19 protein-coding genes are annotated in these 22,773 nt (G+C 65.0%); 9 read left to right on the top strand and 10 right to left on the bottom strand.

Features of this window, described 5'->3' with window-relative positions; genetic code table 11:
* Positions 1 to 54 precede the first annotated feature (54 nt).
* Positions 55 to 261 (bottom strand): cold-shock protein, encoded by a 207-nt coding sequence (locus ACFLEY_RS20090; protein WP_008129967.1) that lies wholly within the window; start codon positions 259 to 261, stop codon positions 55 to 57.
* Positions 262 to 639: 378 nt separating this feature from the next.
* On the opposite strand from ACFLEY_RS20090, the gene ACFLEY_RS20095 reads away from it, so the two are divergent.
* Positions 640 to 1,803, top strand: coding sequence for an autotransporter outer membrane beta-barrel domain-containing protein (locus ACFLEY_RS20095; protein WP_211433599.1), 1,164 nt, complete (start codon positions 640 to 642; stop codon positions 1,801 to 1,803).
* An 18-nt stretch (positions 1,804 to 1,821) separates the two neighbouring features.
* On the opposite strand, the gene ACFLEY_RS20100 is transcribed toward ACFLEY_RS20095, so the two are convergent.
* Entirely contained in the window at positions 1,822 to 2,862 is a 1,041-nt protein-coding gene (locus ACFLEY_RS20100) for a LysR family transcriptional regulator (protein WP_011086903.1), read from the bottom strand.
* Positions 2,863 to 2,936: 74 nt separating this feature from the next.
* On the opposite strand from ACFLEY_RS20100, the gene ACFLEY_RS20105 reads away from it, so the two are divergent.
* From ACFLEY_RS20105 to ACFLEY_RS20125, 5 genes are all read left to right on the top strand, one after another.
* The gene (locus ACFLEY_RS20105; protein ID WP_060911757.1) at positions 2,937 to 3,548 is read left to right on the top strand and encodes a hypothetical protein; all 612 of its coding nucleotides are present in this window, start codon (positions 2,937 to 2,939) and stop codon (positions 3,546 to 3,548) included.
* Positions 3,535 to 4,155, top strand: a complete 621-nt coding sequence (locus tag ACFLEY_RS20110; protein ID WP_011086905.1) for a GNAT family N-acetyltransferase — start codon at positions 3,535 to 3,537, stop codon at positions 4,153 to 4,155. Before ACFLEY_RS20105 ends, ACFLEY_RS20110 begins: the two co-directional genes overlap by 14 nt.
* Before the next feature lie 25 nt (positions 4,156 to 4,180).
* The gene (locus ACFLEY_RS20115; RefSeq protein ID WP_028171114.1) at positions 4,181 to 4,744 is read left to right on the top strand and encodes an isochorismatase family protein; all 564 of its coding nucleotides are present in this window, start codon (positions 4,181 to 4,183) and stop codon (positions 4,742 to 4,744) included.
* Between the two features lie 34 nt (positions 4,745 to 4,778).
* Complete coding sequence (locus ACFLEY_RS20120) at positions 4,779 to 4,955, top strand: hypothetical protein (protein WP_171901259.1); 177 nt, start codon at positions 4,779 to 4,781, stop codon at positions 4,953 to 4,955.
* A 143-nt stretch (positions 4,956 to 5,098) separates the two neighbouring features.
* Positions 5,099 to 6,481, top strand: coding sequence for an aspartate aminotransferase family protein (locus tag ACFLEY_RS20125; protein ID WP_060911758.1), 1,383 nt, complete (start codon positions 5,099 to 5,101; stop codon positions 6,479 to 6,481).
* A 197-nt stretch (positions 6,482 to 6,678) separates the two neighbouring features.
* Here ACFLEY_RS20125 and rnd read toward each other — a convergent pair whose 3' ends face one another.
* On the bottom strand, positions 6,679 to 7,827 hold the full coding sequence (rnd, locus tag ACFLEY_RS20130) for a ribonuclease D (RefSeq protein WP_011086908.1): 1,149 nt from the start codon (positions 7,825 to 7,827) through the stop codon (positions 6,679 to 6,681).
* Between the two features lie 354 nt (positions 7,828 to 8,181).
* Positions 8,182 to 9,081 (bottom strand): LysR family transcriptional regulator, encoded by a 900-nt coding sequence (locus ACFLEY_RS20135; RefSeq protein ID WP_060911759.1) that lies wholly within the window; start codon positions 9,079 to 9,081, stop codon positions 8,182 to 8,184.
* A gap of 103 nt (positions 9,082 to 9,184) precedes the next feature.
* Here ACFLEY_RS20135 and ACFLEY_RS20140 point away from each other — a divergent pair, with 103 nt between their 5' ends.
* On the top strand, positions 9,185 to 10,174 hold the full coding sequence (locus tag ACFLEY_RS20140; protein WP_060911760.1) for a zinc-dependent alcohol dehydrogenase family protein: 990 nt from the start codon (positions 9,185 to 9,187) through the stop codon (positions 10,172 to 10,174).
* A 77-nt stretch (positions 10,175 to 10,251) separates the two neighbouring features.
* Here the strand turns inward: ACFLEY_RS20140 and ACFLEY_RS20145 are convergent, their stop codons facing one another.
* The 5 genes from ACFLEY_RS20145 to ACFLEY_RS20165 form a co-directional block, all read right to left on the bottom strand.
* On the bottom strand, positions 10,252 to 11,586 hold the full coding sequence (locus ACFLEY_RS20145) for an ABC transporter substrate-binding protein (RefSeq protein ID WP_060911761.1): 1,335 nt from the start codon (positions 11,584 to 11,586) through the stop codon (positions 10,252 to 10,254).
* An 11-nt stretch (positions 11,587 to 11,597) separates the two neighbouring features.
* Complete coding sequence (locus ACFLEY_RS20150) at positions 11,598 to 12,467, bottom strand: carbohydrate ABC transporter permease (protein ID WP_060911762.1); 870 nt, start codon at positions 12,465 to 12,467, stop codon at positions 11,598 to 11,600.
* Complete coding sequence (locus ACFLEY_RS20155; protein WP_060911763.1) at positions 12,464 to 13,414, bottom strand: carbohydrate ABC transporter permease; 951 nt, start codon at positions 13,412 to 13,414, stop codon at positions 12,464 to 12,466. Before ACFLEY_RS20155 ends, ACFLEY_RS20150 begins: the two co-directional genes overlap by 4 nt.
* Position 13,415: 1 nt before the next feature.
* Entirely contained in the window at positions 13,416 to 14,267 is an 852-nt protein-coding gene (locus ACFLEY_RS20160) for a phosphodiesterase (protein ID WP_060911764.1), read from the bottom strand.
* A 208-nt stretch (positions 14,268 to 14,475) separates the two neighbouring features.
* Entirely contained in the window at positions 14,476 to 15,951 is a 1,476-nt protein-coding gene (locus ACFLEY_RS20165; protein WP_211433601.1) for a YdiU family protein, read from the bottom strand.
* Positions 15,952 to 16,148: 197 nt separating this feature from the next.
* Between ACFLEY_RS20165 and aspS the strand changes: the two genes are divergently transcribed.
* Entirely contained in the window at positions 16,149 to 17,921 is a 1,773-nt protein-coding gene (gene aspS / locus ACFLEY_RS20170; protein WP_060911765.1) for an aspartate--tRNA ligase, read from the top strand.
* 156 nt (positions 17,922 to 18,077) lie between these two features.
* On the opposite strand, the gene ACFLEY_RS20175 is transcribed toward aspS, so the two are convergent.
* Positions 18,078 to 20,048: a hypothetical protein gene (locus ACFLEY_RS20175; protein ID WP_060911766.1), complete on the bottom strand. Its 1,971-nt coding sequence runs from the start codon at positions 20,046 to 20,048 to the stop codon at positions 18,078 to 18,080.
* Between the two features lie 246 nt (positions 20,049 to 20,294).
* Here ACFLEY_RS20175 and ACFLEY_RS20180 point away from each other — a divergent pair, with 246 nt between their 5' ends.
* Positions 20,295 to 22,604 (top strand): NADP-dependent malic enzyme, encoded by a 2,310-nt coding sequence (locus ACFLEY_RS20180; protein ID WP_028171125.1) that lies wholly within the window; start codon positions 20,295 to 20,297, stop codon positions 22,602 to 22,604.
* Positions 22,605 to 22,773: the final 169 nt, after the last annotated feature.

Raw genomic sequence — 22,773 nt, forward strand, 5'->3', positions numbered from 1 at the left:
TCCCCCGGCAGAGCCGGGGGCATCGTCGTGATGTCTCGCGTGTGGAACGAGAGATCAGGAGACCTTGAGGTTCTCCGCGGATGATTTTCCGCGGTTCTCCACGAGGTCGTATTCAACCACCTGGTTTTCGTTGAGGGTGGAGAGTCCAGCACGCTCGACGGCGGAGATGTGGACGAACACGTCCTTGTCGCTGCCGTTCGGTTTGATGAACCCATAGCCCTTGGTCGGGTTGAACCACTTGACGGTGCCCTTTTGTGGCATCGTTCGTCTCCTCCGCTAGATACAAAAAAGACGCGGCCGCTTTTCGCGTGCCACGCCACAAACGGGCTTCCGGAAGTCTGTTCGAGTCTTGAGTCTCAATGTCGCGAAACGCACAGCCGAGCGCCAATTCCGATTGTGTCGGATATTGCAACACGAAAATCGCGCGTTAGCAAGCCATGCGCGAATTTCAAGGCCGGGCCGGGAGTGCCCGTCTGCAATTTCCGACCTGTGGCCGCGGAACCACAATCGGGAGCAATCACCCCCGTCTCAAGGCGCCAGCCGGTTGACCCTCCGTAACAGTTCGGCGCAAATCGCAGCATGCGTGCGCCGCTCGTGTTGCATTTTTGCGCGCCGCCATTTGCTTCGGGATTTGTCGTCATGCGCTGCACATCGCAGCCCTCCGGGACACGGCAGACGATCGGGCTGAACCGCGTCCGCCGGGGCGCGGCAGCGATCGCGATGTTGCTTGCGCTCGTCGTCGCGATGTTGGCGGCGACGCCCGGCTACGCGCAGACCCCGACGCCAACGCCGACCCCAACCCCAACGCCCACGCCGTCGCCGACGCCAATTCCGATGCCGACCTCGACCAATTACGACCAGTCGGTCGGTAACAGCACGCTCAATCTCGGGTCGGGGTTTCTGGAGCGGCTCGGCAACCAGGCGTCGGGTGGTTTCAACCGGGCGTTCCGGACCAATCCGGGCGGCGGCGGCGCGTCCGCAAGCACGGAAGATCCCCGTTACCGCACCTGGTTCGAGGGCTACGGTATTTCGGTCCGCACCGATGCGCAGGGGGATTTCGTCGGCGACAAGCGCAAGACGTTTGGCGGCGTCGCCGGCTTCGGCGCGCGGCTCGCGCCTGGCGTCAATCTCGGCTTCTCCGTCGATCAGAGCCACACCGATATCGACGTGCCGCTCGCGCTCCAGTCGGCGACGCTCGATTTGACCCAGGTTGGTTTCAACGGCTCGATCGACAAAGGCCCGTGGACCTGGGCGTTCGCGGTGGTGCACGGTTTCGGCAAGGTCCGTTCCAGCAGGGATACCGGCTTTGGCGTTGCCTCCGCCGGCTATCGCGCCGCGGTCGACGGCGCACTGACCGAGATCAGCTACTACTGGACCAAGGATCAGATGCGCGTCGTGCCCAAGGGTGCGCTCGAATATGTCCGCGCCACCAGTGCGGCATTCCAGGAGGCTGGCGGCCTCGATCCGCTCAACGTCGGCTCGACGGCGCTCTCGCGCGCGCGTGTCATGATCGGGGCCGAGGTCGGGCGCTACTTCATCTTCGACCAGATGATTCTGGATCTCTCAGCGTACGGCAAGTTCGTTGACAATTTTTACCAGATCCTCGGCTCGGTCCAGGTCAGCCTCGGGACCCAGAGCATCGTCGTCCCCGGCATCGGTGAGAGCCGCTACGGCATGGATGCCGGCGCGTCAGCCTCGCTCAGCCTGACCAACACCGCGCGGCTCTACGTCAATTACGACGGCAAGTTCCGCAACGAGCTCACCTCGCACCAGGGCACGGTCGGCTTCGAGTATCGGTGGTGAGGCACAGCTCGCCTGCGCCTATGTCGGCGTCGTCGCGACATAGCCTTTCAATCCAAAGCCTTCGCGCGCGGCCGTCATCATCGGCACCAGCGCATTCGGATGGATGAACTCGTCGCGGAAGCAGGGATAAGTCTTGGGGTCGAAGATCTTCTTCAGCCAGTCGACCACGATCTTGTGGCGCTCGGAATCGCGAAACTCCTTGTGATAGGTGAGCCATAGGTCGGCGTGGTGGCTCACGCCGAGATCGACGGCAATGAACGGTGCGCCGAGCGCGATCGACACCGTCGGCAGGAAGCCGATGCCGGCGCCGCGCTCAACCGCATAGAGTACGCCGACCGAGGAGTTGGTCTTGATTCCGACGATGCCCTCGAGCGTTTCCAGCCCGAGCACGCGGGCGTAGGCGGTGTCGTCGACCTGCGGAGCACTCTGCTTGATGATGCGGTGGTTCTTCAATTCGGCGAGCGTCGCCGGCAGGCCGTAGAGGCTTTCGTACTCCTTGGAGACGAAGGGATAGATGTGCAGACGGCCGAGCTTTGCGACGATCAGATCGGGGTTGGTCGGCGGCTCGAGCTGGATCGCGATATCGGACTCGAGCCGCGCGACGTCGGCCTGCTCCATCGCGCAGCGCAGATCGACGGTGATCTTGCGATAGGTTTTCTGGAAATCGATCAGCCGCGGCAGGATCCAGAAATTGCCGGGACCTTCCGTCACTGCGACGCGCACGGTGCCCGACGTGTCGTTCGACGAGCGCGAGGCGCGCCGGAAGACGTTGAAGGCATGACGCTCCATATGCGCGACGTCGGCAATCATTGCCGTGCCTTCGTCGCTGAGCGTGAGCCCGCTCTGGTCGCGCAGGAACAGCTTGCAGTCGATGCTCTCTTCGAGCCGGTCGATCCGGCGCATCAGCGTCGTCGAGGTGAGGCCGAGCTCTTCGGCGGCGTTGCGGAAACTTTTATATTTTGCGCACGCTAGAAATAGCTTCAAATCGTCCCAGGACGCGTCCAGGGCTTCTTCACGGTGCTGCGTCATCGCAGCACCCCGGTGCAATAACTGCTGCATACTCCTGGTCCCCAACCGCTAAGCTCGACATAGCGGGGCACGAAAGCCGCAGACGATAGAAGGGCGATCAGGCTATGGAAAGGGGCTCCTTTGCCGCAAGGCATGATTTCGACGCGCTGCCGCTCAGTCCGGATGTCGAGGTCCGTTGCGCGCAATTTTCTGAAATTGCGGCACTTTCCGAGATGGCGCGCCGGCTGGTGCCCGGCGTGCAGCTCGGAACCGCGGAGCTTGCAAAATACTTCACCTTCGATCCTCAGAGCATCCTGACGTTCAGCCGGAACGGCAAGCTGCTCGGTGGCATGGCCTTCCTGTTCCTGAGCGACCGCGGGCACGATGCCTTGTTGCTCGACGAGATTTGCCTCACCGCGCCGGAGACGCACTATCTGGCTTCCGCGAAGGAGGAGGTTGCTGCCATCTACATATGGGCGGTCGCGGCGACGGGCCGTGGCATCGCTGGTCTTGGCAAGGCCGCGGCGCACCTCCGACAGCCGAGATTTCGCGGCGCGGATTGCTATGCGCAGCCTTCAACCGTGGCCGGACGCGACATCATGAGGGCGACCGGCTTCGAGCCTGTCCCGAGCTTCCAACCCGACCTGTGGTGCTACGAGCGCCCATGGCACCGGCGGCCGATGCGCATGCCGGGCGCGATCATCCAAGCAAGGAGTTTTGCAGATGCACGGCACTAGGATTCCCCCGGCGAAGCCCGACTCCCGCGCCATCACCATCCGCCTTGCGCGCAATCCCAACGATCTCATGCTGGTCACCGCCATCCGCTCGGCGGTCTATCTCGCCGAGCAGGATTGTCCGTTCGAGGAGGAGTTCGACGGCAACGACATGGTAGCCGCGCATTTCATCGGCTTTGTCGGCAGCGAGCCTGCGGGCTGCCTGCGGGTGCGCTTCTTCGGCGATTTCGCCAAGGTCGAGCGGCTCGCGGTGCGACACCAATATCGGCGCTCGCGCGTCTCGTTCAAGCTGGTGCAGGCGAGCGTCGACTATGTGAAGCGCAAAGGGTTTCGCAAGATCTACGGCCAGGCGCAGGACCGGCTGGTCGATTTCTGGGCCCATTTCGGCGCCAAGCCGCTCGGCCACAATCGCAAGATCACATTCTCGGATTTTTCCTACACGGAAATGCTGCTGGAGATCGAGCCGGGTCCGGATGCCATCACGCTGGACAGCGATCCCTATGTCATCATCCGTCCCGAGGGCGATTGGGACCGGCCGGGCGTGCTTGACGCCTCGGCGGGGCGGGCGGTGACCTCGCCGCTGCGGGATCTCGCGCTCGCCGATCACTGAAACTGGTGCAGCTCTGCGCAAGATAATGCTGACTTCCAACACCGATGATCCGCCAATCCTGGTTTGTGCGGATCTCCAGGTCGAATATCTGACCCCAGGGCGTCGCCACGTCATCCTCGACGGCGAGGCGGCCACTGCGCGCTGCCTGGAACTCCTGATGCTGTGGCGCGACAATCTCTGGCCCGTGATGCATCTGAAGCGCATCGCCCAGGCGGCCTGGTTCAATCCGGCATCCAGGCTGACCGATTGGATCGCCGAGACCAAGCCGCGGCCCGGCGAGATGACGTTCGAGCACCCGCTGCCCTCGGCCTACAGCTCGGCGCGGTTTGTGGATTACATGTCCAATATCCGCAATGTGCGCTGCGTGTTGGTCGGCTTCTCCCTGGACGAGACCATCCTCGCCACCGCCATTGACGGGTTTCACCGCAGCCATCGTTATCAGGTGGTGGCCGACGCCGTGGCCTGCCGCCAGCCGGGCGCGGGCGATGCCGCCGCCTACAAGCATGCGGTAGTGAATGTCATCGGTAACTTTGCTACAATCCAGTCCAGCGCCGAACTGATCAGAACCAGCGGCGCCGTTGCGGTATAGGCGGCCGCGATCGGCGGATGGATGGGGTGGGACATTGTCACGGGGAGACGAGCTCAAGGAGCTGGCAAGCGACCTGTCGCGTGCCGTCGAGACGGCGCGCCGCGTCGGCTTGCCCACGACCGTCTATCTGCTCTCGATGGCGCTCGTGGAGGTGCGGGAAGCCGCTGCTGCCGCCGACGATGGTGATGATGATGATGACAGCGCGGCCTGAGAGCTGTTCCGTGTGCGGCTTTGTGCAACGCTGCTGAGCGCCTGCTGCCGACGAATTGGCGTTGCAAGTTCTGCGTTGTCGCAATAGCCAAGAGATGACGCTGGCCGCGCCGGCGATGTGACGACCTTGAGGATCTTTCGCAAATGTCCATGCTGCCGAATTCGCAAGAGGCCCGGGATGTGGCCTACCAGCTCCATCCCTATACCAACGCGCGCACCCATCAGCAGGCCGGTCCCCTGGTGATCGAGCGCGGCGAGGGCCCTTACGTCTTCGACGCATCGGGCAAGCGCTATTTCGAGGCGATGGCCGGCCTGTGGAGCGTCGGGCTCGGCTTCAATGAGAAGCGCCTGGTCGAGGCTGCGCACAAGCAGATGCTGGCGCTGCCGTTCTACCACACGTTCTCCGCCAAATCGCACGGGCCCTCGATCGATCTCGCCGAGAAGCTGGTGGTGCTCGCGCCGGTGCCGATGAGCAAGGTGTTCTTTACCAATTCCGGCTCGGAGGCGAACGACACCGTCCTGAAGCTGATCGCCTATCGCTCCAATGCGCTCGGCCAGCCGCAGCGCAAGAAGGTGATCAGCCGGATGCGCGCCTATCACGGCGTCACCATCGCGTCGGCCAGCCTCACGGGCCTGCCGAACAACCACCGCTCGTTCGACCTGCCGCTGCCGAACATCCTGCACACGGGCTCGCCGCACTTCTACAAGGACGGCGCGCCGGGCGAGAGCGAGGAGGCGTTTGCCACGCGCCGGGCCGAGGAGCTCGACGCGCTGATCCAGAAGGAAGGGCCGGATACGATCGCAGCCTTCTTCGGCGAGCCGGTGATGGGAGCGGGCGGCGTCATCGTGCCGCCGGCGACCTATTGGGACAAGATCCAGGCGGTTCTGAAGAAGTACGACATCCTGCTGGTCGCCGACGAGGTGATCTGCGGCTTCGGCCGCACCGGCAAGATGTTCGGCTGCGAGACCTATGGCATCAAGCCGGACGCGATCGTTGTCTCCAAGCAGATCACCTCGAGCTATTTCCCGCTGTCGGCGATCCTGATGAACGACCGCATGTTCGAGCCGATCGCGGATGAGAGCAACAAGATCGGCGTGCTCGGCCACGGTTTCACCGCGGGCGGCCATCCGGTCGGCTCGGCGATTGCGCTGGAGAACCTCAAGATCATCGAGGAACGCGGCCTGGTCGCACATGCCGCCGAGCTTGGCGGCTACATGCAGGGCAAGCTGCGTGAGCTTGCCAGCCACCCGCTGGTCGGCGAGGTCCGCGGCGTCGGCATGATCGCGGCGCTCGAGCTGGTGCTCGACAAGCAGCGCAAGACGGCAGCGGCGACACCCGGCGCCGTCGGCGGCATTGCCAGCCGCATGCTCCAGGAGCGCGGTGTGATCTCCCGCAACATGCTCGATGCCATCGCCATCTGCCCGCCGCTGATCGTCAACAAGACCCAGATCGACGAACTGGTGGCGGCGATATCGGGCGTGCTGGAGGATATGAAGGGCGAAGTGGCGAAGCTGACGCCGGCGTAAGGTCGAGCGTTTCAATGTGGCCGGAGCAGCCGACCACATTCACCGGTGTCGTCCTGGCGAAAGCCAGGACCCATACCGCGTGATCCATCGATTTGTGGCGGTTGGAGTACCGAACGCAGAGTCTTCGCCAAACTCCGCCATGGAGTAATGGGTCCTGGCTTTCGCCAGGACGACGACGGAGGGAGAGCGGGGCGCGCTTACGCCCGCTCGACCCCGATCACGCGACCCTTCTCGATCGCCAGCGCCAGCTCGCCGCGCTTCAGCTTCAGCGCGGCATCGCCGAACAGCTCGCGGCGCCAGCCGCGCAGGGCGGGGACGTCGGCCTCGTCACTGGCTGCGATCTCCTCGAGATCGTCGACGGTCGCGATCACCTTGCTTGCGACTGCATGGCGCTCCGCGGTCATCCGCAGCAGGACCTTCAAGAGCTCGACGATGGCCGCGCCGTTGGAATTGTTGCGCGGCTTCTCCAGCTTCGGCAGCGTCGAGAAATCCCGCGCCAGGCCGCGCTCGACCGCGGCAACGATGTCCGCGCCCCATTTGGATTTCTCGAACCCCTTCGGCACCGAGCGCAGATGGGCGAGCTTTTCCAGCGTGTTGGGGGCGTGGGTGGCGATGTCGCTGACGGCCTCGTCGCGCAGCACGCGGCCGCGTGGCACGTCGCGGCTTTGCGCCTCCTGCTCGCGCCAGGCCGCGACCTCCATCAGCACCGCGAGGTCCTTCGGCTTGCGCACCCGCGTCTTCAGCCGCTCCCAGGCGCGCTCGGGGTGGAAGTCGTAGGTGCGGGGCGAGGTCAGGACCTCCATCTCGATGGAGACCCATTCGCTGCGGCGGCGCTTCTTCAGGTCGGCATCGAGCGCCGCGAATACGTCGCGCAGATGGGTGACGTCGGACACCGCGTAGTGCATCTGCTCCTTGGTCAGCGGGCGGCGCGACCAGTCGGTGAAGCGGTGGGTCTTGTCCGGGCGGTGGCCGGTGACCTTCTCGACCAGCTGGTCGTAGGCGATGCTGTCGCCATAGCCGAGCACCATGGCCGCGACCTGGGTGTCGAACACCGGATGCGGGATGATGTTGGCCTGGTGCCAGATGATCTCGATGTCCTGCCGGGCGGCGTGGAACACCTTCAGCACGGCCTCGTTGCCCATCAGCTCGAAGAACGGCTTGAGGTCGATGCCCACGGCCAGGGTGTCGATGACGATCGCTTCCTCGGGGCTGGCCATCTGCACCACGCACAGCAGCGGGTAATAGGTGGTCTCGCGCAGGAACTCGGTATCGACAGTAATGACGGGATGCTTGGCCAGTCGGCTGCAGGCAGCCGCAAGGTCAGCGGTGGTGGTAATCAAATCCATGAACGGCCCATGACACTTGATATCAGCCGTTCTGCCGAAAGCGCTGTGATGTCAAGGGGCTCGAAGCGAATTCGAGCCTTGCAATTGGGCCGGAATCGCTCCTTCCGACGAAATTCCTATTCGTAACGGACCCTTTGCGAGGGTTTTCGGGCGCAGGGCAGCGCCACCACGACCACGCACATGGCGACCAGCGCCAGTCCCAGGAACTCGAAAACCAACAGATCCACGGCAAAATCCCCCGACAGAACCGTTAGACTTGTCGGGAGCGTGTTGACGGTCTGTTAATTCCAATGGTTACCGGCGGTGCGGGCGGCCGGATGGTGGACAGCGGGTTAATGGCGCGGACGACCACCATCACGTCATCAGTTTCGGCAAGACGGCGGTGAGGGCGTCCACGGCGGCGCGGACCTTGAGCGGCATCCGCGGCGAACGTGGCCACAGGGCGTGGCAGTCGTACAGGAATTCCGGCTGGCCCCCGAAGAGACCGACCAGCGCGCCGTTGTTGAGGCGTTCGCGGACCAGCCAGCAGGGTAGCCAGGCGAGTCCCATGCCCTGTGCCGCGGCGTCCGCGATCGCCTCGAGATCGTCGAGCCTGAGCCTGCCGGCGGGCATGATCTCGCGCGGAGGCTGACCGTCCCGCGGAAACAGCCAAGGCCGGACCCGCCCGGAGCGGCGATAGATGATCGCCTGGTGGGCGGCGAGATCGTCGATCGATTTCGGTTTGTCATGGGCGCGCAAATAGGATCGCGCGCCGCACACCACCGTTCGCTGGCGAGCGATGCGCCGCGTAATCAGGCCGGACTGGTTATCGAGATCACCGGTCCGGATCGCAAGATCGTAGCCGCCCTCGACGATGTCAGCGATCGGGTCGCCGAACGAGAGGTCGAGCTCGAGATGCGAATGTTTGCGCGCCAGCTTCATCAACAAGGGCGCGATGCAGTGCCGCCCCAGCAGCGCGGGCATTGTCACGCGCAGCCTGCCGCGCGGCTCGGACAATTCGTCGGCAACTACGGCGTCAGCCGCTTCAGCCGCGCTGAGCACGGCACGGCAGCGCTCGTAATAGGCTTGCCCTGCGTCGGTCAGGCTCTGGCGCCGCGTGGTACGGTTGAGGAGGCGGGCGCCGAGGCGCTGTTCGAGGAAGCGCACATGCTTGCCGACCATCGGCCCCGACAGTTCCAGCGCGTCGGCGGCGGCTGCGAACGAGCCGAGTTCGACGGCCCTGACGAACACGGCCATGCTGGTCAGGCGGTCCATATTGAAAACTCCTGGTTTCGACTGTTCGCTTGTTTGGGTGATTTATCCGCTTCCACGGCACCGGCATAGCTCCATTCAGTTCAACTGATTTGGAGTATATCCCATGACCCGCATCGTTCGCTTTCGTCGGCACGGCGGTCCCGAAGTGCTGTGCATCGAGACCGCCAGCGTTCCACCGCCGGCAAAGGGCGAGGTGCAGATCCGGGTCAGGGCACTCGGTCTCAACCGCGCCGAGGCGCTGCTGCGGAGGGGCACGTATATCGAGTCCGCGAAATTTCCGTCCGGCCTGGGTCTGGAGGCGGCCGGCATCGTCGAGGCTGTCGGCGAAGGCGTGGCCGGCTTTGCGCCTGATGACACTGTGAGCATCGTGCCGCCGCTGTCGATGGTGCGATGGCCGGCCTACGCCGAGCTCGCGACGTTTCCGGCCGAGCTCGTCGTGAAGCATCCGCCCGAGCTTGGCTTCGAGGTCGCAGCCGCGATTTGGATGCAATATCTGACGGCCTACGGCGCGCTGGTCGATATCGCCGGAGTAGGGCGAGGGGACGTCGTCGCCATCACGGCGGCATCGAGCAGCGTCGGGCTTGCGGCCATCCAGATCGCGAACCGGGTCGGCGCTGTCCCGGTTGCACTAACGCGGACCTCGACCAAGCGGCGCGCCTTGCGCGATGCCGGCGCCGCGCACGTGATCGCCTCGGACGAGGAGGACATCGGAGCGCGGCTCGCGGAGATCGCCGGTTCAAACGGCGTCCGCGTGGTGTTTGACGCCGTCGGCGGTCCCGCATTCGAGCCGCTGACCGCGGCGATGTCGCCGGGCGGCATTCTGATCGAGTATGGCGGGCTCAGCCCGGCGCCGACGCCGTTCCCGCTCTTCAACGTGTTGACCAAGAGTCTGGTCCTGCGCGGCTACCTCGTGCACGAGATCATCCGCGATCCCGTGCGCCTTGCGAAGGCCAAGGCATTCATTCTTGATGGGCTGTCGGACGGCACGCTGAAGCCGATCATCGCCAGGACATTCCGGTTCGAGGAGATCGTCGAGGCGCATCGCTTCCTGGAGTCGAACGATCAGTTCGGCAAGATCGTGGTGACGATCTAAACGCGCGCATCTCGCGAAACGCATTCGGCGCCCCGCATGACGGAGCGCCGAAGTTCGTTTGGACGTTAGCGTCGGCCTTACGGCAGCTTCAGCGACGTTTCCGCGTTGTACGGCTTCAGCGTCTCGTCGGCCGCTTTCTGGGCGGCGGCGAGCGCCTCCTTCGGCTGCTTCTTGCCGTTCAGGACCAGCATCACCTCGTCCTCCAGCGTCTTGCGGACCGGGACGGTCTTGTAGGTCGCGAACCAGGGCTTGGCGACGTCGAGCTGCTCGACGGCGGTCTTGGCGTCCGGGTTCTTGCTCAGGAACTCGACCATGTCGGGCGTCTTGTAGGCGGCCATGTTGGGCGCGAAATAGCCGGTGGCGCGGCTCCACCAGGCGCTCTTCTCGGGCGAGGTCATCCACTTGATGAGCGTCCAGGCGGCCTTCTGCTTGTCGGCTTCGAGACCGGCCGGAACGATCAGCGAGGCGCCGCCGATCGGCACGGCGTTGCGGACGTTGCGCGGGATGAAAGCGACCTTGTAGGCGAACTTGGCGTTGTCGCGCACATAGGTCAGCGAGCCCGTGGACAGCATCATCATCGCGGCGTTGCCGGAGATGAAGGAGGTGCTGACGGCAGGACCGGGCGTCGCCCCAGGCGCGTGGACCTTGTGCTTGTAGACGAGGTCGTTCCACCAGGTCAGCGCGCCGAGCATCGAGGGCGTGTCGTAATAGACCTCGCCGCCGAACTCCTCGTTGTAGTAGCGCCCGCCATTGGTCATGGTGAGCGTTTCCATCATCCAGCCGCAATAGTCATAGGCGCAGGGGATCGCGATGCCCCATTGGGTCACCTTGTCGCCCTCGCGCTTGGTGAGCTTCTTGGCCCAGTCGGTCAGCTCCGCCCAGGTCTGCGGCGGCTTGTTCGGATCAAGGCCCGCTTCCTTGGCCTTGTCGGCGTTGATGTAGAGCAGCGGCGTCGAATTGTGGAAAGGCACGCCATAGACCGAGCGGTTGATCACCGCGTTGCCCTGGAGCGCCGGGAAGAACTGGCCGAGGAACTGGTCCTTGGTCTTGCCGTCGGCGGCGATCAGGCCGTCGAGATTGGTGAGCTCGTTCTCGATCTGCATGTCGAGCAGGAAGTTCGCCGACATGATCACGGCGGACGGCGGCTTGCCGGCCTTGATGGCCGCGCGCGTCTTGATCAGCGTGTCGTCATAGGAGCCGGTGTAGACCGCGGTCGCCTTGACCTCGGGATGGGTCTCGTTGAACTCCTTGATCAAGGTGCCCATGTCGCGGGCGAGCTTGCCGTCGACGGGGACGGGGAAGAACAGGTCGATCTCGGTCGGACCTTCGCCGGCGAGCGCGGGAAAGGCGAGGGCGCCTGCCATAGTGCCTGCCATGGCGAGGCCGAGCATGAGCCTGCGGGAAAACAGCATCGGAAAATCTCCTATTTGATGCCTGAGGTGACGAAAGAGCTGATGAAGCGCTTCTGGAAGATCAGGAAGGTGACGAGCAGCGGCGCGATTACCATCAGCGTGCCGGCGGCGATGGTGCCCCAGGCCTGGGTGCCTTCGGCCGTTGCGGTGAAGACGGAGAGGCCGACGGTGAGCGGCCGCTTGTCCGGCGAATTGATCACCATCAGCGGCCACAGGAAGTCGTTCCAGTGGCTGGTGACCGAGATGATGGCGAAGGCGGAGAAGCTCGGCATCGACAGCGGCACGTAGATGTGGCGGATGCGCTGGAACAGGCTGGCGCCGTCGATCAGCGCGGCATCTTCCAGCTCGGTCGGGATCGCCTCGAAGGCCTGGCGCATCAGGAAGGTGCCGAAGGCGGAGGCGAAGAACGGCATCATCACGCCGGTGAGCGTGTCATAGAGACCGAGCTGCGCCACGAGCGTCAGGTTCGGCACGATCAAGAGCACCGGCACCAGCATCAGCTGCATCAGGAACAGATAGAAGATCAGCGTCTTGCCGGCGAAGGCGAGGCGCGCAAAGGCAAAGCCCGCCAGCGTGATGGTAACGAGCTGCACCAGCAGGATGCCGGTGCAGATGATCGTGGTGTTGAGGGCGTAGCGCGGGAAATCGCCGATCTCCCAGGCATCCCTGACATTGTCGAGCGTCGGCTTCAGGCTCGGCATCAGCTCGGCCATGGCGTTGATGCCGTCCGAGGCGGGGCGCAGTGTCGCAACGCCCATCCAGAGGAAGGGGATGAGCCAGATGATCGCGAGCAGCACGGTCAGCACGAAGCCGAGCTTCGGTGTGATCTCGCGGCGCGTGGCGAGCGGGGCGTCCTTGAGCAGCCAGTCGATCAGCTTCATGGCCCGCCCTCCCGGTTCGCCATCGTCCGGAACGAGAGCGCGGTGAGGCCCATCAGCACGGCGAGCGTCAGCAGCGTGGCCGCCGAGGCCTTGCCGATGTCGTAGTGCTCGACGGCCTGCTGGTAGATGTAGAACAGCACGAGATTGGTCGCGTTGGACGGTCCGCCCTTGGTCATGACGAAGACGTGGTCGACCTGCGTCACCGCGTTGAGCGTGGCGATGACTGTGACGAACAGGAAGGTGGGCTTGAGCTCCGGCAGGATGATGTGGCGCAGGCGCTGGTAAGGACCGGCCCCGTCCAGATGGGCGGCTTCCATCACGTCCTCCGGCACCGCCTGAAGCCCAGCGAGGAAGAACAGCATGTAGTAGCCGGCGTTCTTCCAGATGGTGATGACCATGATCGCATAAAGCGCGATGTCGGAATCGCCGAGCCAGTTCGGCAGCACCGGCAGCAGGCGGCCGATGTAGTAGTCGAGCAGGCCGACATTCGGCAGGAAGATGAACAGGAACAGCGCGGACGCCGCGACCATCGGGATCAGCACCGGCAGGAACAGCGCGGCGCGCAGCACGCTGTTGAAGGCGTTGGTGCGCGACAGCGCCAGCGCAAACAAGAGCGCCAAGCCGATGCTGGGGATCGCGGTGCCGACGGCATAGATGAGATTGTTGACGATCGCCCCGGTGAAGGCGGGGTCGGCGAGCACCGCGTTGATGTTCTCAAAGCCGACGAAGCGGACCGGCGCCTTGGGCGTGGCGCGCTGATACAGCGCGTCGATAATCACGCGTCCCATCGCGCCGTAAGTGAACAGCGCGAGGAAGATCAGCGAGGGCAGCAGCAGGAGATAGGCCGGCAGCGAGGTTTTGAAGCGGGCGGAGAACCGCTGCAGGAGAAGCAGACGCGGCGGCGCAGTTGCCGCGACCGGGAGAGCCGCGGGTTCAGCGAGGCTCATCTCACCGCGCCGGGAAGTTGAGCGCATAGTCGCGGCCGTCCACTCCCGCCGGTGGCTCGAAGGGGAAGCGCAGACTTTCGTCGAGGAAGTCGTGGCTGTGCACGACCAGGTTCTCGCCGTCGATCAGCACCACGCCATACGCCGGCGGCTCGTGGCTGGCGAGATGCTCGGCGGCGGCAGCGTCAAGCTCGAACCAGACCTGGTGGTTGGTGCCGCGGAGCGTCGAGAACGGGATCTTGCCGTAGCTGCCGAAGATCGGCCGGTGGACATGGCCGAAGAAGAGGTGGCGGATGCGCGAGCGATAGGGCGCGATGACTTCCGCGAATTCGGGGCTCTGCTTCAGCGATATCTCGTCCATCGCGTGGACGCCGACCGGGAAGGGCGGATGGTGCATGAAGACGACGAACGGCATGTCGGCCGGTGCGGCGGCCAGCGTGCTTGTGAGCCAGCCGAGACGCTTGGCGCACATTTCGCCGGCGTGGCTGGTCTCGTCCAGCGTATCCAGGAAGACGAACAGGCCGTGCTCGGTGATGCGCGTGCCCTGCACGAAGCCGTTGGAATCGCGCGGTGCGGCCTTCAGGCCGTCGAGGCAAGCTACGCGTTTGTCGTGGTTGCCGACCATGGCGATGTACGGGATTTTCAGCGCAGCCATCGCGTCTGCGAAATTGGCGTAGGATTCAGGCTCGCCCCAATGGGTGAGGTCGCCGGTCACGACGGCAAATGCGGCGTCGGACTGGTGCTTGTTGATGTCGGCGATCGCCGCGTCCAGCCGGGCGCGCGGATCGAGCCCATAGAGCTTCAGCCCGGGGTTCGCGAGATGCGTGTCGGTGATGTGAATGAATTTGAAGGGCATGGCGCGCTTTGTCGGGACTTGTTGGAGGATGGGCGCCCCCGGCAAGGCGGCGCTGACAGGCCGTTAGAACGCGAGTGTTTCAGTTTGATGACAGCGGTTCCAGCGGGCAGGACGTGTCCACAACGTCCACCGGACAGGAATGGATTAGCGCGAGGCGCAATCCATGCCGTGAATCAATTAGAGATGGTGATGCGGGGCGTGCGAGCTTTCACGTCCCGCAGAACGTCTGCAACACCCGCTGGTCCGGTAGCGGCGGATCGGCGTAGGCGGCGTAGTCCGGCTGGTCCTCGAACGGTTTCGCCAGCACCTTCACCAATTCCTCGAACGGTGCGTAGTTGTCATCGCTGACGGCCGCCTGGATCACGGCTTCGACGCGGTGGTTGCGCGGGATGAAGATCGGGTTGACGGCGTTCATGGCGGACTGCCGCTCGGCGGCGGATTGCGGCTCGGCGGCGAGACGCTCGCGCCACCGCCGGGCCCACTCATCGAAGGCTGCGGGGTCCATGAACTCTGCGCGGGCGTCGTCCGCGGCCGGATCGCCTGCGGCGTCACCCAGCCTGCGGAAGGTGAGGGTGAAGTCGGCCTGGTTCTTCGCCATGGCGTCGAGCAGGTCCTGGATCAGGGCCTCGTCGCCGTCGCGCTCCGTGAACAGGCCGACCTTCTTGCGCAGGCCCGCCTGATAGGCCTTGCTGAATGTCTCGGGGAATGCGCCGAGAATGTCCTGTGCCTGCTCGACCGCCTTCTCCTGCTCCTCGCCGAACAGGGGCAGCAGGCACTCGGCCAGCCGGGTCAGATTCCACAGCGCGATGCGCGGCTGGTTGGCGTAGGCGTAGCGGCCCATCTCGTCGATCGAGGAGAAGACCTGCGCGGGATTGTAGGCATCCATGAAGGCGCAGGGGCCGTAATCGATGGTCTCACCCGAGATCGAAGAATTGTCGGTGTTCATCACGCCGTGGATGAAGCCGACCAGCAGCCAGCGCGCGACGAGCTCGGCCTGGCGCGCGACGACGCCGGCAAGCAGCGCGTGATACGGCCGCTCGGTGCCGAGCAACTCTGGGTAATGACGGGCGATGACGTGATCGGCGAGCCGGCGGATCGCGTCGGTATCGCGGCGGACGGCAAAGAACTGGAAGGTGCCGACGCGGATGTGGCTCGCGGCGACGCGGGTCAGCACCGCGCCAGGCAGCGCGGTCTCGCGGATGACGTGCTCGCCGGTGACGACGGCGGCAAGCGAGCGTGTCGTGGGGATGCCCAGCGCGAACATCGCTTCGCTGACGATGTACTCACGCAGGACGGGGCCAAGCGCGGCACGGCCGTCGCCGCGGCGGGAGAACGGGGTGGGACCGCTTCCCTTGAGCTGGATGTCGCGGCGGACGCCGTCCCGGTCGATGACCTCGCCGAGCAGGATCGCCCGGCCGTCGCCGAGCTGGGGCACGAACTGCCCGAATTGGTGGCCGGCATAGGCCATGGCGATGGGGTCGGCTCCATCAGGAACCGTCTTGCCCGCCAGGATCTCGGCGCCCTCAGGGGTCTCCAGCATATCCGGGGCGAGGCCGAGCTGGACCGCCAGCGGCCGGTTCAGCTTGATGAGCCGGGGGGCTGCGACCGGGGTCGGCGCGACCCGGGCAAAGAAGCTGTCCGGCAGCGCCGAATAGGAGTTCTGGAAGGGGAAATGGACGGTCATGGAGGTAAAGATAGGCGGGGAACGCCTGATGGCAAAGGCTTGGGCCCAGATCGGCCAAAAATGGGCCTTCCGGGCCCAAAACAGCCCGTTCCATTGGTTGCCGCTTCCGGCCTCGTCGGGTAAACCCTGCCGCAACTTTCGAATAGGGCCATTCGCCCTATCGATTCGAACCCTCCGACATTGATTTTGGGACGACCATGCATCGCTACCGGTCACATACATGCGGCGCGCTCCGCGAGAGCAACATCGGCGAGACGATCCGCCTCTCGGGCTGGGTCCATCGCGTTCGCGACCATGGCGGCGTGCTGTTCATCGACCTGCGCGACCATTACGGCCTGACCCAGTGCGTGGTCGACCCGGACTCGCCAGCGTTCTCGCTGGCCGAAAAGCTGCGCTCGGAATTCGTGGTCAAGATGGACGGCAAGGTCCGCCGCCGCCCTGAAGGCACCGACAACGACGATTTGCCGACCGGCAAGGTCGAGATCTACGTCAGCGAGATCGAGGTGCTGGGTCCGGCCGGCGACCTGCCGCTGCCGGTGTTCGGCGATCAGGAATATCCTGAGGATATCAGGCTCAAATATCGCTTCCTGGATCTGCGTCGCGAAAAACTGCACCAGAACATCATGACGCGCGTCGAAATCATCAAGTCGATGCGTCGGCGCATGGAGGGGCAGGGCTTCTTCGAGTTCAACACCCCGATCCTGACCGCGTCCTCGCCGGAAGGCGCGCGCGACTTCCTGGTGCCCTCGCGCATCCATCCCGGCAAGTTCTACGCGCTGCCGCAGGCGCCGCAGCAGTACAAGCAATTGCTGATGATGTCGGGCTTCGACCGCTACTTCCAGATCGCGCCGTGCTTCCGCGACGAGGACCCGCGCGCCGACCGCTTGCCGGGCGAGTTCTACCAGCTCGACGTCGAGATGAGCTTCGTCACGCAGGAAGACGTGTTCGCGGCGATGGAGCCTGTCATCACCGGCGTGTTCGAGGAGTTTGCCAAGGGCAAGCCGGTGAGCAAGAACTGGCGCCGCATCCCGTTCGCCGAAGCGCTGCGCAAATACGGCAGCGACAAGCCGGACCTGCGCAACCCCATCGAGATGCAGGACGTCTCCGAGCACTTCCGCGGCTCCGGCTTCAAGGTGTTCGCGCGCATGCTCGAAGACCCCAAGAATCAGGTCTGGGCGATCCCGGCGCCGGGCGGCGGCAGCCGCGCCTTCTGCGATCGCATGAATTCGTGGGCGCAGGGCGAGGGCCAGCCCGGCCTCGGCTACATCATGTGGCGCGAGGGCGGCGAGGGCGCTGGTCCCTTGGCGAACAACATCGGACCCGAGCGCACCGCTGCGATCCGCGCGCAGATCGGCGTCAAAGAAGGCGATGCCGCCTTCTTCGTCGCCGGCGATCCCGACAAGTTCTGGAAGTTCTCGGGCCTTGCCCGCAACAAGGTCGGCGAGGAATTGAACCTCACCGACAAGGAGCGGTTCGAGCTCGCCTGGATCGTCGATTTCCCGATGTACGAGTACAACGAGGACGACAAGAAGGTCGACTTCTCGCACAACCCGTTCTCGATGCCGCAGGGCGGCCTCGAGGCGCTGAAGGGCCAGGATCCGCTGACCATCAAGGCGTTCCAGTACGACATCACCTGCAATGGCTACGAGATCGCCTCGGGCGGCATCCGCAACCACGTGCCGGAAGCGATGGTGAAGGCGTTCGAGATCGCCGGCTATGGCGAGCAGGAAGTGGTTGACCGCTTCGGCGGCATGTACCGCGCGTTCCAGTACGGCGCGCCGCCGCATGGCGGCATGGCCGCGGGCGTCGACCGCATCGTGATGCTGCTGTGCGGCACCACCAATTTGCGCGAGATCTCGCTGTTCCCGATGAACCAGCAGGCCATGGACCTCCTGATGGGCGCACCGTCGGAAGCCACCACCAAGCAGCTCCGCGAGCTGCATGTGCGAGTGAACCTGCCGCAGAAGTGAATGCGTACCCCGGACGCAGCGCAGCGCTTCTTCAGCGGTGCGCTGCAGAGCCGGGGCCCAGACTTCACGGACGGTGACCCTGGGTCCCGGCTCTGCGTCGCGTCATTTCATGCCGCGCCGCGTCCGGGACACGAGACCGCCGAGCGAACGCTCGGCCTACAGCCCCGTCGACGCCTCGATGCGGAATTGTGCCAGCGCGACGATCGGCTCGCTGTTCAGGGCGCCGAGCAGCTGAAGCATCGGCACCTTGCCGAGCGGCGTCAGCTTGATGGTGAGCGTTTGCCCTGACGTCTCGACGAAGCCGGCGATGGCATCGACCGCGGTCTTGGCATCGGGATTGGCGGCCGCGATCTTCTCGCCCTGTGCCCGGATCATCTCGACGATGGCGCCGCGCGCCGCGTCGCGGCTGACATTCTGCATGCGGGAGAACTGCGCCACGAGCAGATCGACGACGCCGCTGTCGCGCAGGGAGAGCTCGATCGCGCCGGCTTCGATCTGCCCGGCCTGGCTCATGGCTTGCAGCGGGTCGGCCGTGAACACGCCGCGCGGCACGTTGGCGAGTGCGAGGCGGGCCTGCGCCTTGGCGAGGTTGCCGAGGTCGATGGTGGCCGGCGCGAGCGCCAGCGCGCCCGAGGACTCCGTCCAGGCCGCGCCGAGATCGAGGTTGATTGCCAGTTTGTCGATGCCGGCCATCGTCAGCGGCAGCTGCGTGGGATTGGCCGGATCGGTGGGGGCGACCATCTTCACGACCAGATTGGCCTTGCTCGGGATCGACCCGACCAGTTGGCCCCAGTTCAGGCTGATCGTGTCGATGGTGACGAGCTGCCGCGTGTTCTTGTAGGGCGAGACCACGCCCTTGATCTCGGCGCCTTCGAGCACCCGGAACAGGCCCAGCATCTGATCGGGCGAGGGTGCCTGCCCGGGCGTGGTGAGGCTCGCGGCCCAACGAAACAGGTTCGCCAGGCTGAGCGATTTGAGCGCGAAGCGCTCCATCTTCACTTGGCCTTGCGGCGTCGGCGCATCCAGGCCTTCGAGCGCGAACTCGCCCTCCTGGTATCTGATCGCCCTGAGCCGGGGCGTCCCTTGCGGGGTCGTGATCGACATGGTGCCGATCTCGATCTTGCCGACGCGAAGGCCGTCATAGAGGCCGGCGAGCTTCTCCATCATCTCGCGCGATTGCGCCGGGGTCGGCTGGACGGAGCGGTCCGTCGGCAGCAGTGCCAGAATCTCGGCCGGCCGGAATTTTGACGGCTGGACCGCGATATCGGCGATCGCGATGCCGTCGACCTGCATCCGCACGCCGTGCGTCGACGTCGCCACGTAAAGGCCGCTCGACATTTGTCCGTAAACGCGATGGTAGCTGTCGTCGTTGGCCTTCTGCGGATCGAGGGCGGCGGCGATTGCGGTCGAGTCGAAATCATTGATGATGAGGTCGGACATCTCGCCGGTCAGCTTGTCCGCCTTGCCGGCCTGCTCCACGTTGATCGTGAAGGAGGCGCGGTCGGCCTTCATCGCGTCGACCTTGCCCTTGCCGAGCTTCTGGATCGCGAGCCCCGAATAGACGACCTCGCCACTGCCGGCGGCGCCTTTGCCGGCATCGAAGGCGATGGTGAGGGTCGGTGCCGTGACTGAAGATGCGGTCACGCTCGCATACTGATCGAGCACAAATCGGTACAAGTCGATCAGGGCGCCTGACGCCGGCGCATTCTGGACGTGAACAGGGCCCGCGTAATCGCGCATGATCATCTGCGGGATCTTGTAGGAGGCTTTCAGCTTCCCGGGGCCGACTTCGTCCAGCGCAACCTCGAAACCGGAGATCTCGATGCTGTCGGCCGCAAAGCGGGTCTCATCGGTCTGGCGGAGGCCCATTCCCTTGATGCCGGCGATCTTGACGTGCGCCTGTGGCTGTCCGGCGGGATCGACTGCGTTGTCCTCGATGGTCAGCGTCCGGCTCGTCAAGTCGAACGCCACCTTGCCGTGGCTTGCCTTGCCGCCCTGGCTGCGGATCCGGTCGAAGACGGCCTCGATCTCCGCGGTGGCGCGATGTCTGGCATAGAGGTTGAAGCCGAACCATCCGCCCGCGGCGAGCACGGCGAGTGCGATCAGGCCGATCAGGATCCGCTTCATTCTCAGCTCCAGTTGCTCGTTTTGCACTGCGCAACCTGCCATATTCGCAAAGCGCGGGGCGGTCCAGGGAAAGCTATGGTTTTCAATTATTTGACCGCGCGGCCTGTTGATGGGGGCGGAATCGGATGTTGCCACCGGGGCGCCGGCCGTGCTTCATCCCGTTTCCATGACCCGGAATACCGCGACCCGCGACAGACCGGTCAGGACAACGTAGTTTGAGGCCGGTAACGCGAGGCAAGAGACCGCATGTCGTCCTATTCTGATGACCTCCACCAGGCGGCGCTCGCCTATCATCGTCTGCCGCGCCCCGGCAAGCTCGAGATCCAGGCGACCAAGCCGCTTGCCAACCAGCGCGACCTCGCGCTTGCCTATTCTCCGGGCGTTGCGGCTGCCTGCACCGAGATCGCCAAGAACCCGGCCGAGGCCGCGACGCTGACCACCCGCGCCAACCTGGTCGCCGTGGTCTCGAACGGCACCGCGGTGCTCGGCCTCGGCAATATCGGCCCGCTGGCCTCCAAGCCCGTGATGGAGGGCAAGGCGGTCCTGTTCAAGAAGTTTGCCGGCATCGACGTGTTCGATATCGAGATCGCCGCCGACACCATCGACCGGGTGGTCGAGACCGTGGCGGCGCTCGAGCCGACTTTCGGCGGCATCAATCTCGAGGACATCCGCGGGCCGGAGTGCTTCGAGATCGAGGCGCGGCTGAAGGAGCGCATGAAGATCCCGGTCTTCCATGACGACCAGCACGGCACCGCCATCATCGTCGCCGCCGCCATCACCAACGGCCTCAGGCTGAACGGCAAGAAGCTGTCGGACGTCAAGATCGTGGCGTCAGGGGCAGGTGCTGCCGCGATTGCGACGCTCAATCTTCTGGTGTCGATGGGCGCGCAGCGCAAGAACATCTGGGTCTGCGACATCGACGGCCTCGTGCATGAGGGCCGCAACACCTCGATGGACCGCTGGAAGGCGGTCTATGCGCAGAAGACCGACAAGCGCACGCTCGCCGACGTCATCGGCGGCGCGGACATCTTCATCGGGCTGTCGGCACCGGGCGTCCTCAAGCCTGAGATGGCCAAGGCGATGGGCGACAAGCCGCTCATCATGGCGCTCGCCAATCCGACGCCCGAAATCATGCCGGAGGAAGCGCGGAAGGTGCGCCCCGACGCCATGATCTGCACTGGCCGCTCGGACTATCCGAACCAGGTCAACAACGTCCTGTGCTTTCCCTTCATCTTCCGCGGCGCGCTCGACGTCGGTGCCAGCGCCATCAACGAGGAGATGAAGCACGCCGCGGTCGAAGCCATCGCGCAGCTCGCGCGCGAGGCGCCGTCGGATGCGGTGGCGCAAGGGGTCGACACCGGCGAGATGGGAGGCTTCGGTCCGGGCTCGCTGATTCCGAGCCCGTTCGATCCACGGCTGATCCTGCGCGTGGCGCCGGCGGTCGCGAAGGCCGCGATCGAGTCGGGCGTCGCGACGCGCCCCATCACCAATTTCGACGAATATGCCGCGCAGCTCATGCGCTTCGCCTTCCGCTCCGGCCTCGTCATGAAGCCGATGTTCGCCAAGGCCAAGACCCAGCCGGTGCGCGTGATCTATGCCGAGGGCGAGGACGAGCGCGTGCTGCGCGCCACGCAGGTGGTGCTGGAGGAGAAGCTGGCGACGCCGATCCTGGTCGGTCGTCCGTCCGTGGTGGAGGCGCGCATCAAGCGCTTCGGCCTGTCGATCAAGGCCGGCAAGGATTTCGACCTCGTCAACCCCGAGGACGATCCGCGCTACCGATCCTACGTGCAGTCCTATGTCGAAGTCGCCGGCCGCCGCGGCGTGACGCCGGATGCGGCGCGCACGGTGGTACGCACCAACAACACGGTCATCGCCGCGCTCGCGGTGACGCGCGGGGAGGCGGATGCGATGCTCTGCGGCGTCGAGGGCCGCTACATGAGCCATCTGCGCCATGTCCGCGAGATCGTCGGCTTCTCGGCAGGGATCAGCGACTATGCGGCGCTGGCGCTGCTGATCACCAGCAAGGGCGCGTTCTTCATCGCCGATACGCAGGTTCGCCCCAACCCCAGCGCGGAAGAACTCGCCGAGATCGCCTCGCTCGCGGCGGTCCACGTCCAGCGCTTCAACATCAAGCCGAAGATCGCCTTCGTCTCGCATTCCGATTTCGGCAGCTACGACACCGAGTCCTCGCGCAAGATGCGCCGGGCGACCCAGCTCCTGAAGGAGAAGCATCCGGAGATCGAGGCCGACGGCGAGATGCAGGGCGACACGGCACTTTCGGCCGCTGCGCGCAAGATGGTGCTGCCGCACTCCAACCTCGAGGGCGAGGCCAACATCATGATCATGCCGACGCTCGACACCGCCAACGTCGCCTATCAGATGATCAAGTCGCTCGCGGATGCACTGCCCGTCGGCCCGATCCTGATCGGCCCGGCGCGCCCGGCGCATATCCTCACCCCCTCGGTGACCGCGCGCGGCATCCTCAACATGACTGCGGTCGCCGTCGTGGAAGCGCAGGAGCGCGCGGCGCGGCAGCAGCCGACGTTGTTTACGTAAGGCGGGACCTCTTCGCCTCTCCCCGCTTGCGGGGAGAGGCCGGATCGCATCGTCAGATGCGATCCGGGTGAGGGGGACTCTCCGCGAGTCCAATTCTCACCGCCCCCGTGGAGGCTCCCCTCACCCCAACCCTCTCAGCGCGAGCGAAGCTCGTCGCGGCCCCACATCC

The sequence above is a fragment of the Bradyrhizobium sp. YCK136 genome (genome assembly GCF_044570075.1).
Lineage (GTDB): Bacteria > Pseudomonadota > Alphaproteobacteria > Rhizobiales > Xanthobacteraceae > Bradyrhizobium > Bradyrhizobium diazoefficiens.

What these genes read in the sequence shown, in the direction of transcription:
- ACFLEY_RS20090 (WP_008129967.1), bottom strand. Translation starts at nt 261, where the DNA reads ATGCCACAAAAGGGCACCGTCAAGTGGTTCAACCCGACCAAGGGCTAT.
- ACFLEY_RS20095 (WP_211433599.1), top strand. Translation starts at nt 640, where the DNA reads ATGCGCTGCACATCGCAGCCCTCCGGGACACGGCAGACGATCGGGCTG.
- ACFLEY_RS20100 (WP_011086903.1), bottom strand. Translation starts at nt 2,862, where the DNA reads ATGCAGCAGTTATTGCACCGGGGTGCTGCGATGACGCAGCACCGTGAA.
- ACFLEY_RS20105 (WP_060911757.1), top strand. Translation starts at nt 2,937, where the DNA reads ATGGAAAGGGGCTCCTTTGCCGCAAGGCATGATTTCGACGCGCTGCCG.
- ACFLEY_RS20110 (WP_011086905.1), top strand. Translation starts at nt 3,535, where the DNA reads ATGCACGGCACTAGGATTCCCCCGGCGAAGCCCGACTCCCGCGCCATC.
- ACFLEY_RS20115 (WP_028171114.1), top strand. Translation starts at nt 4,181, where the DNA reads ATGCTGACTTCCAACACCGATGATCCGCCAATCCTGGTTTGTGCGGAT.
- ACFLEY_RS20125 (WP_060911758.1), top strand. Translation starts at nt 5,099, where the DNA reads ATGTCCATGCTGCCGAATTCGCAAGAGGCCCGGGATGTGGCCTACCAG.
- rnd (WP_011086908.1), bottom strand. Translation starts at nt 7,827, where the DNA reads ATGGATTTGATTACCACCACCGCTGACCTTGCGGCTGCCTGCAGCCGA.
- ACFLEY_RS20135 (WP_060911759.1), bottom strand. Translation starts at nt 9,081, where the DNA reads ATGGACCGCCTGACCAGCATGGCCGTGTTCGTCAGGGCCGTCGAACTC.
- ACFLEY_RS20140 (WP_060911760.1), top strand. Translation starts at nt 9,185, where the DNA reads ATGACCCGCATCGTTCGCTTTCGTCGGCACGGCGGTCCCGAAGTGCTG.
- ACFLEY_RS20145 (WP_060911761.1), bottom strand. Translation starts at nt 11,586, where the DNA reads ATGCTGTTTTCCCGCAGGCTCATGCTCGGCCTCGCCATGGCAGGCACT.
- ACFLEY_RS20150 (WP_060911762.1), bottom strand. Translation starts at nt 12,467, where the DNA reads ATGAAGCTGATCGACTGGCTGCTCAAGGACGCCCCGCTCGCCACGCGC.
- ACFLEY_RS20155 (WP_060911763.1), bottom strand. Translation starts at nt 13,414, where the DNA reads ATGAGCCTCGCTGAACCCGCGGCTCTCCCGGTCGCGGCAACTGCGCCG.
- ACFLEY_RS20160 (WP_060911764.1), bottom strand. Translation starts at nt 14,267, where the DNA reads ATGCCCTTCAAATTCATTCACATCACCGACACGCATCTCGCGAACCCC.
- ACFLEY_RS20165 (WP_211433601.1), bottom strand. Translation starts at nt 15,951, where the DNA reads ATGACCGTCCATTTCCCCTTCCAGAACTCCTATTCGGCGCTGCCGGAC.
- aspS (WP_060911765.1), top strand. Translation starts at nt 16,149, where the DNA reads ATGCATCGCTACCGGTCACATACATGCGGCGCGCTCCGCGAGAGCAAC.
- ACFLEY_RS20175 (WP_060911766.1), bottom strand. Translation starts at nt 20,048, where the DNA reads ATGAAGCGGATCCTGATCGGCCTGATCGCACTCGCCGTGCTCGCCGCG.
- ACFLEY_RS20180 (WP_028171125.1), top strand. Translation starts at nt 20,295, where the DNA reads ATGTCGTCCTATTCTGATGACCTCCACCAGGCGGCGCTCGCCTATCAT.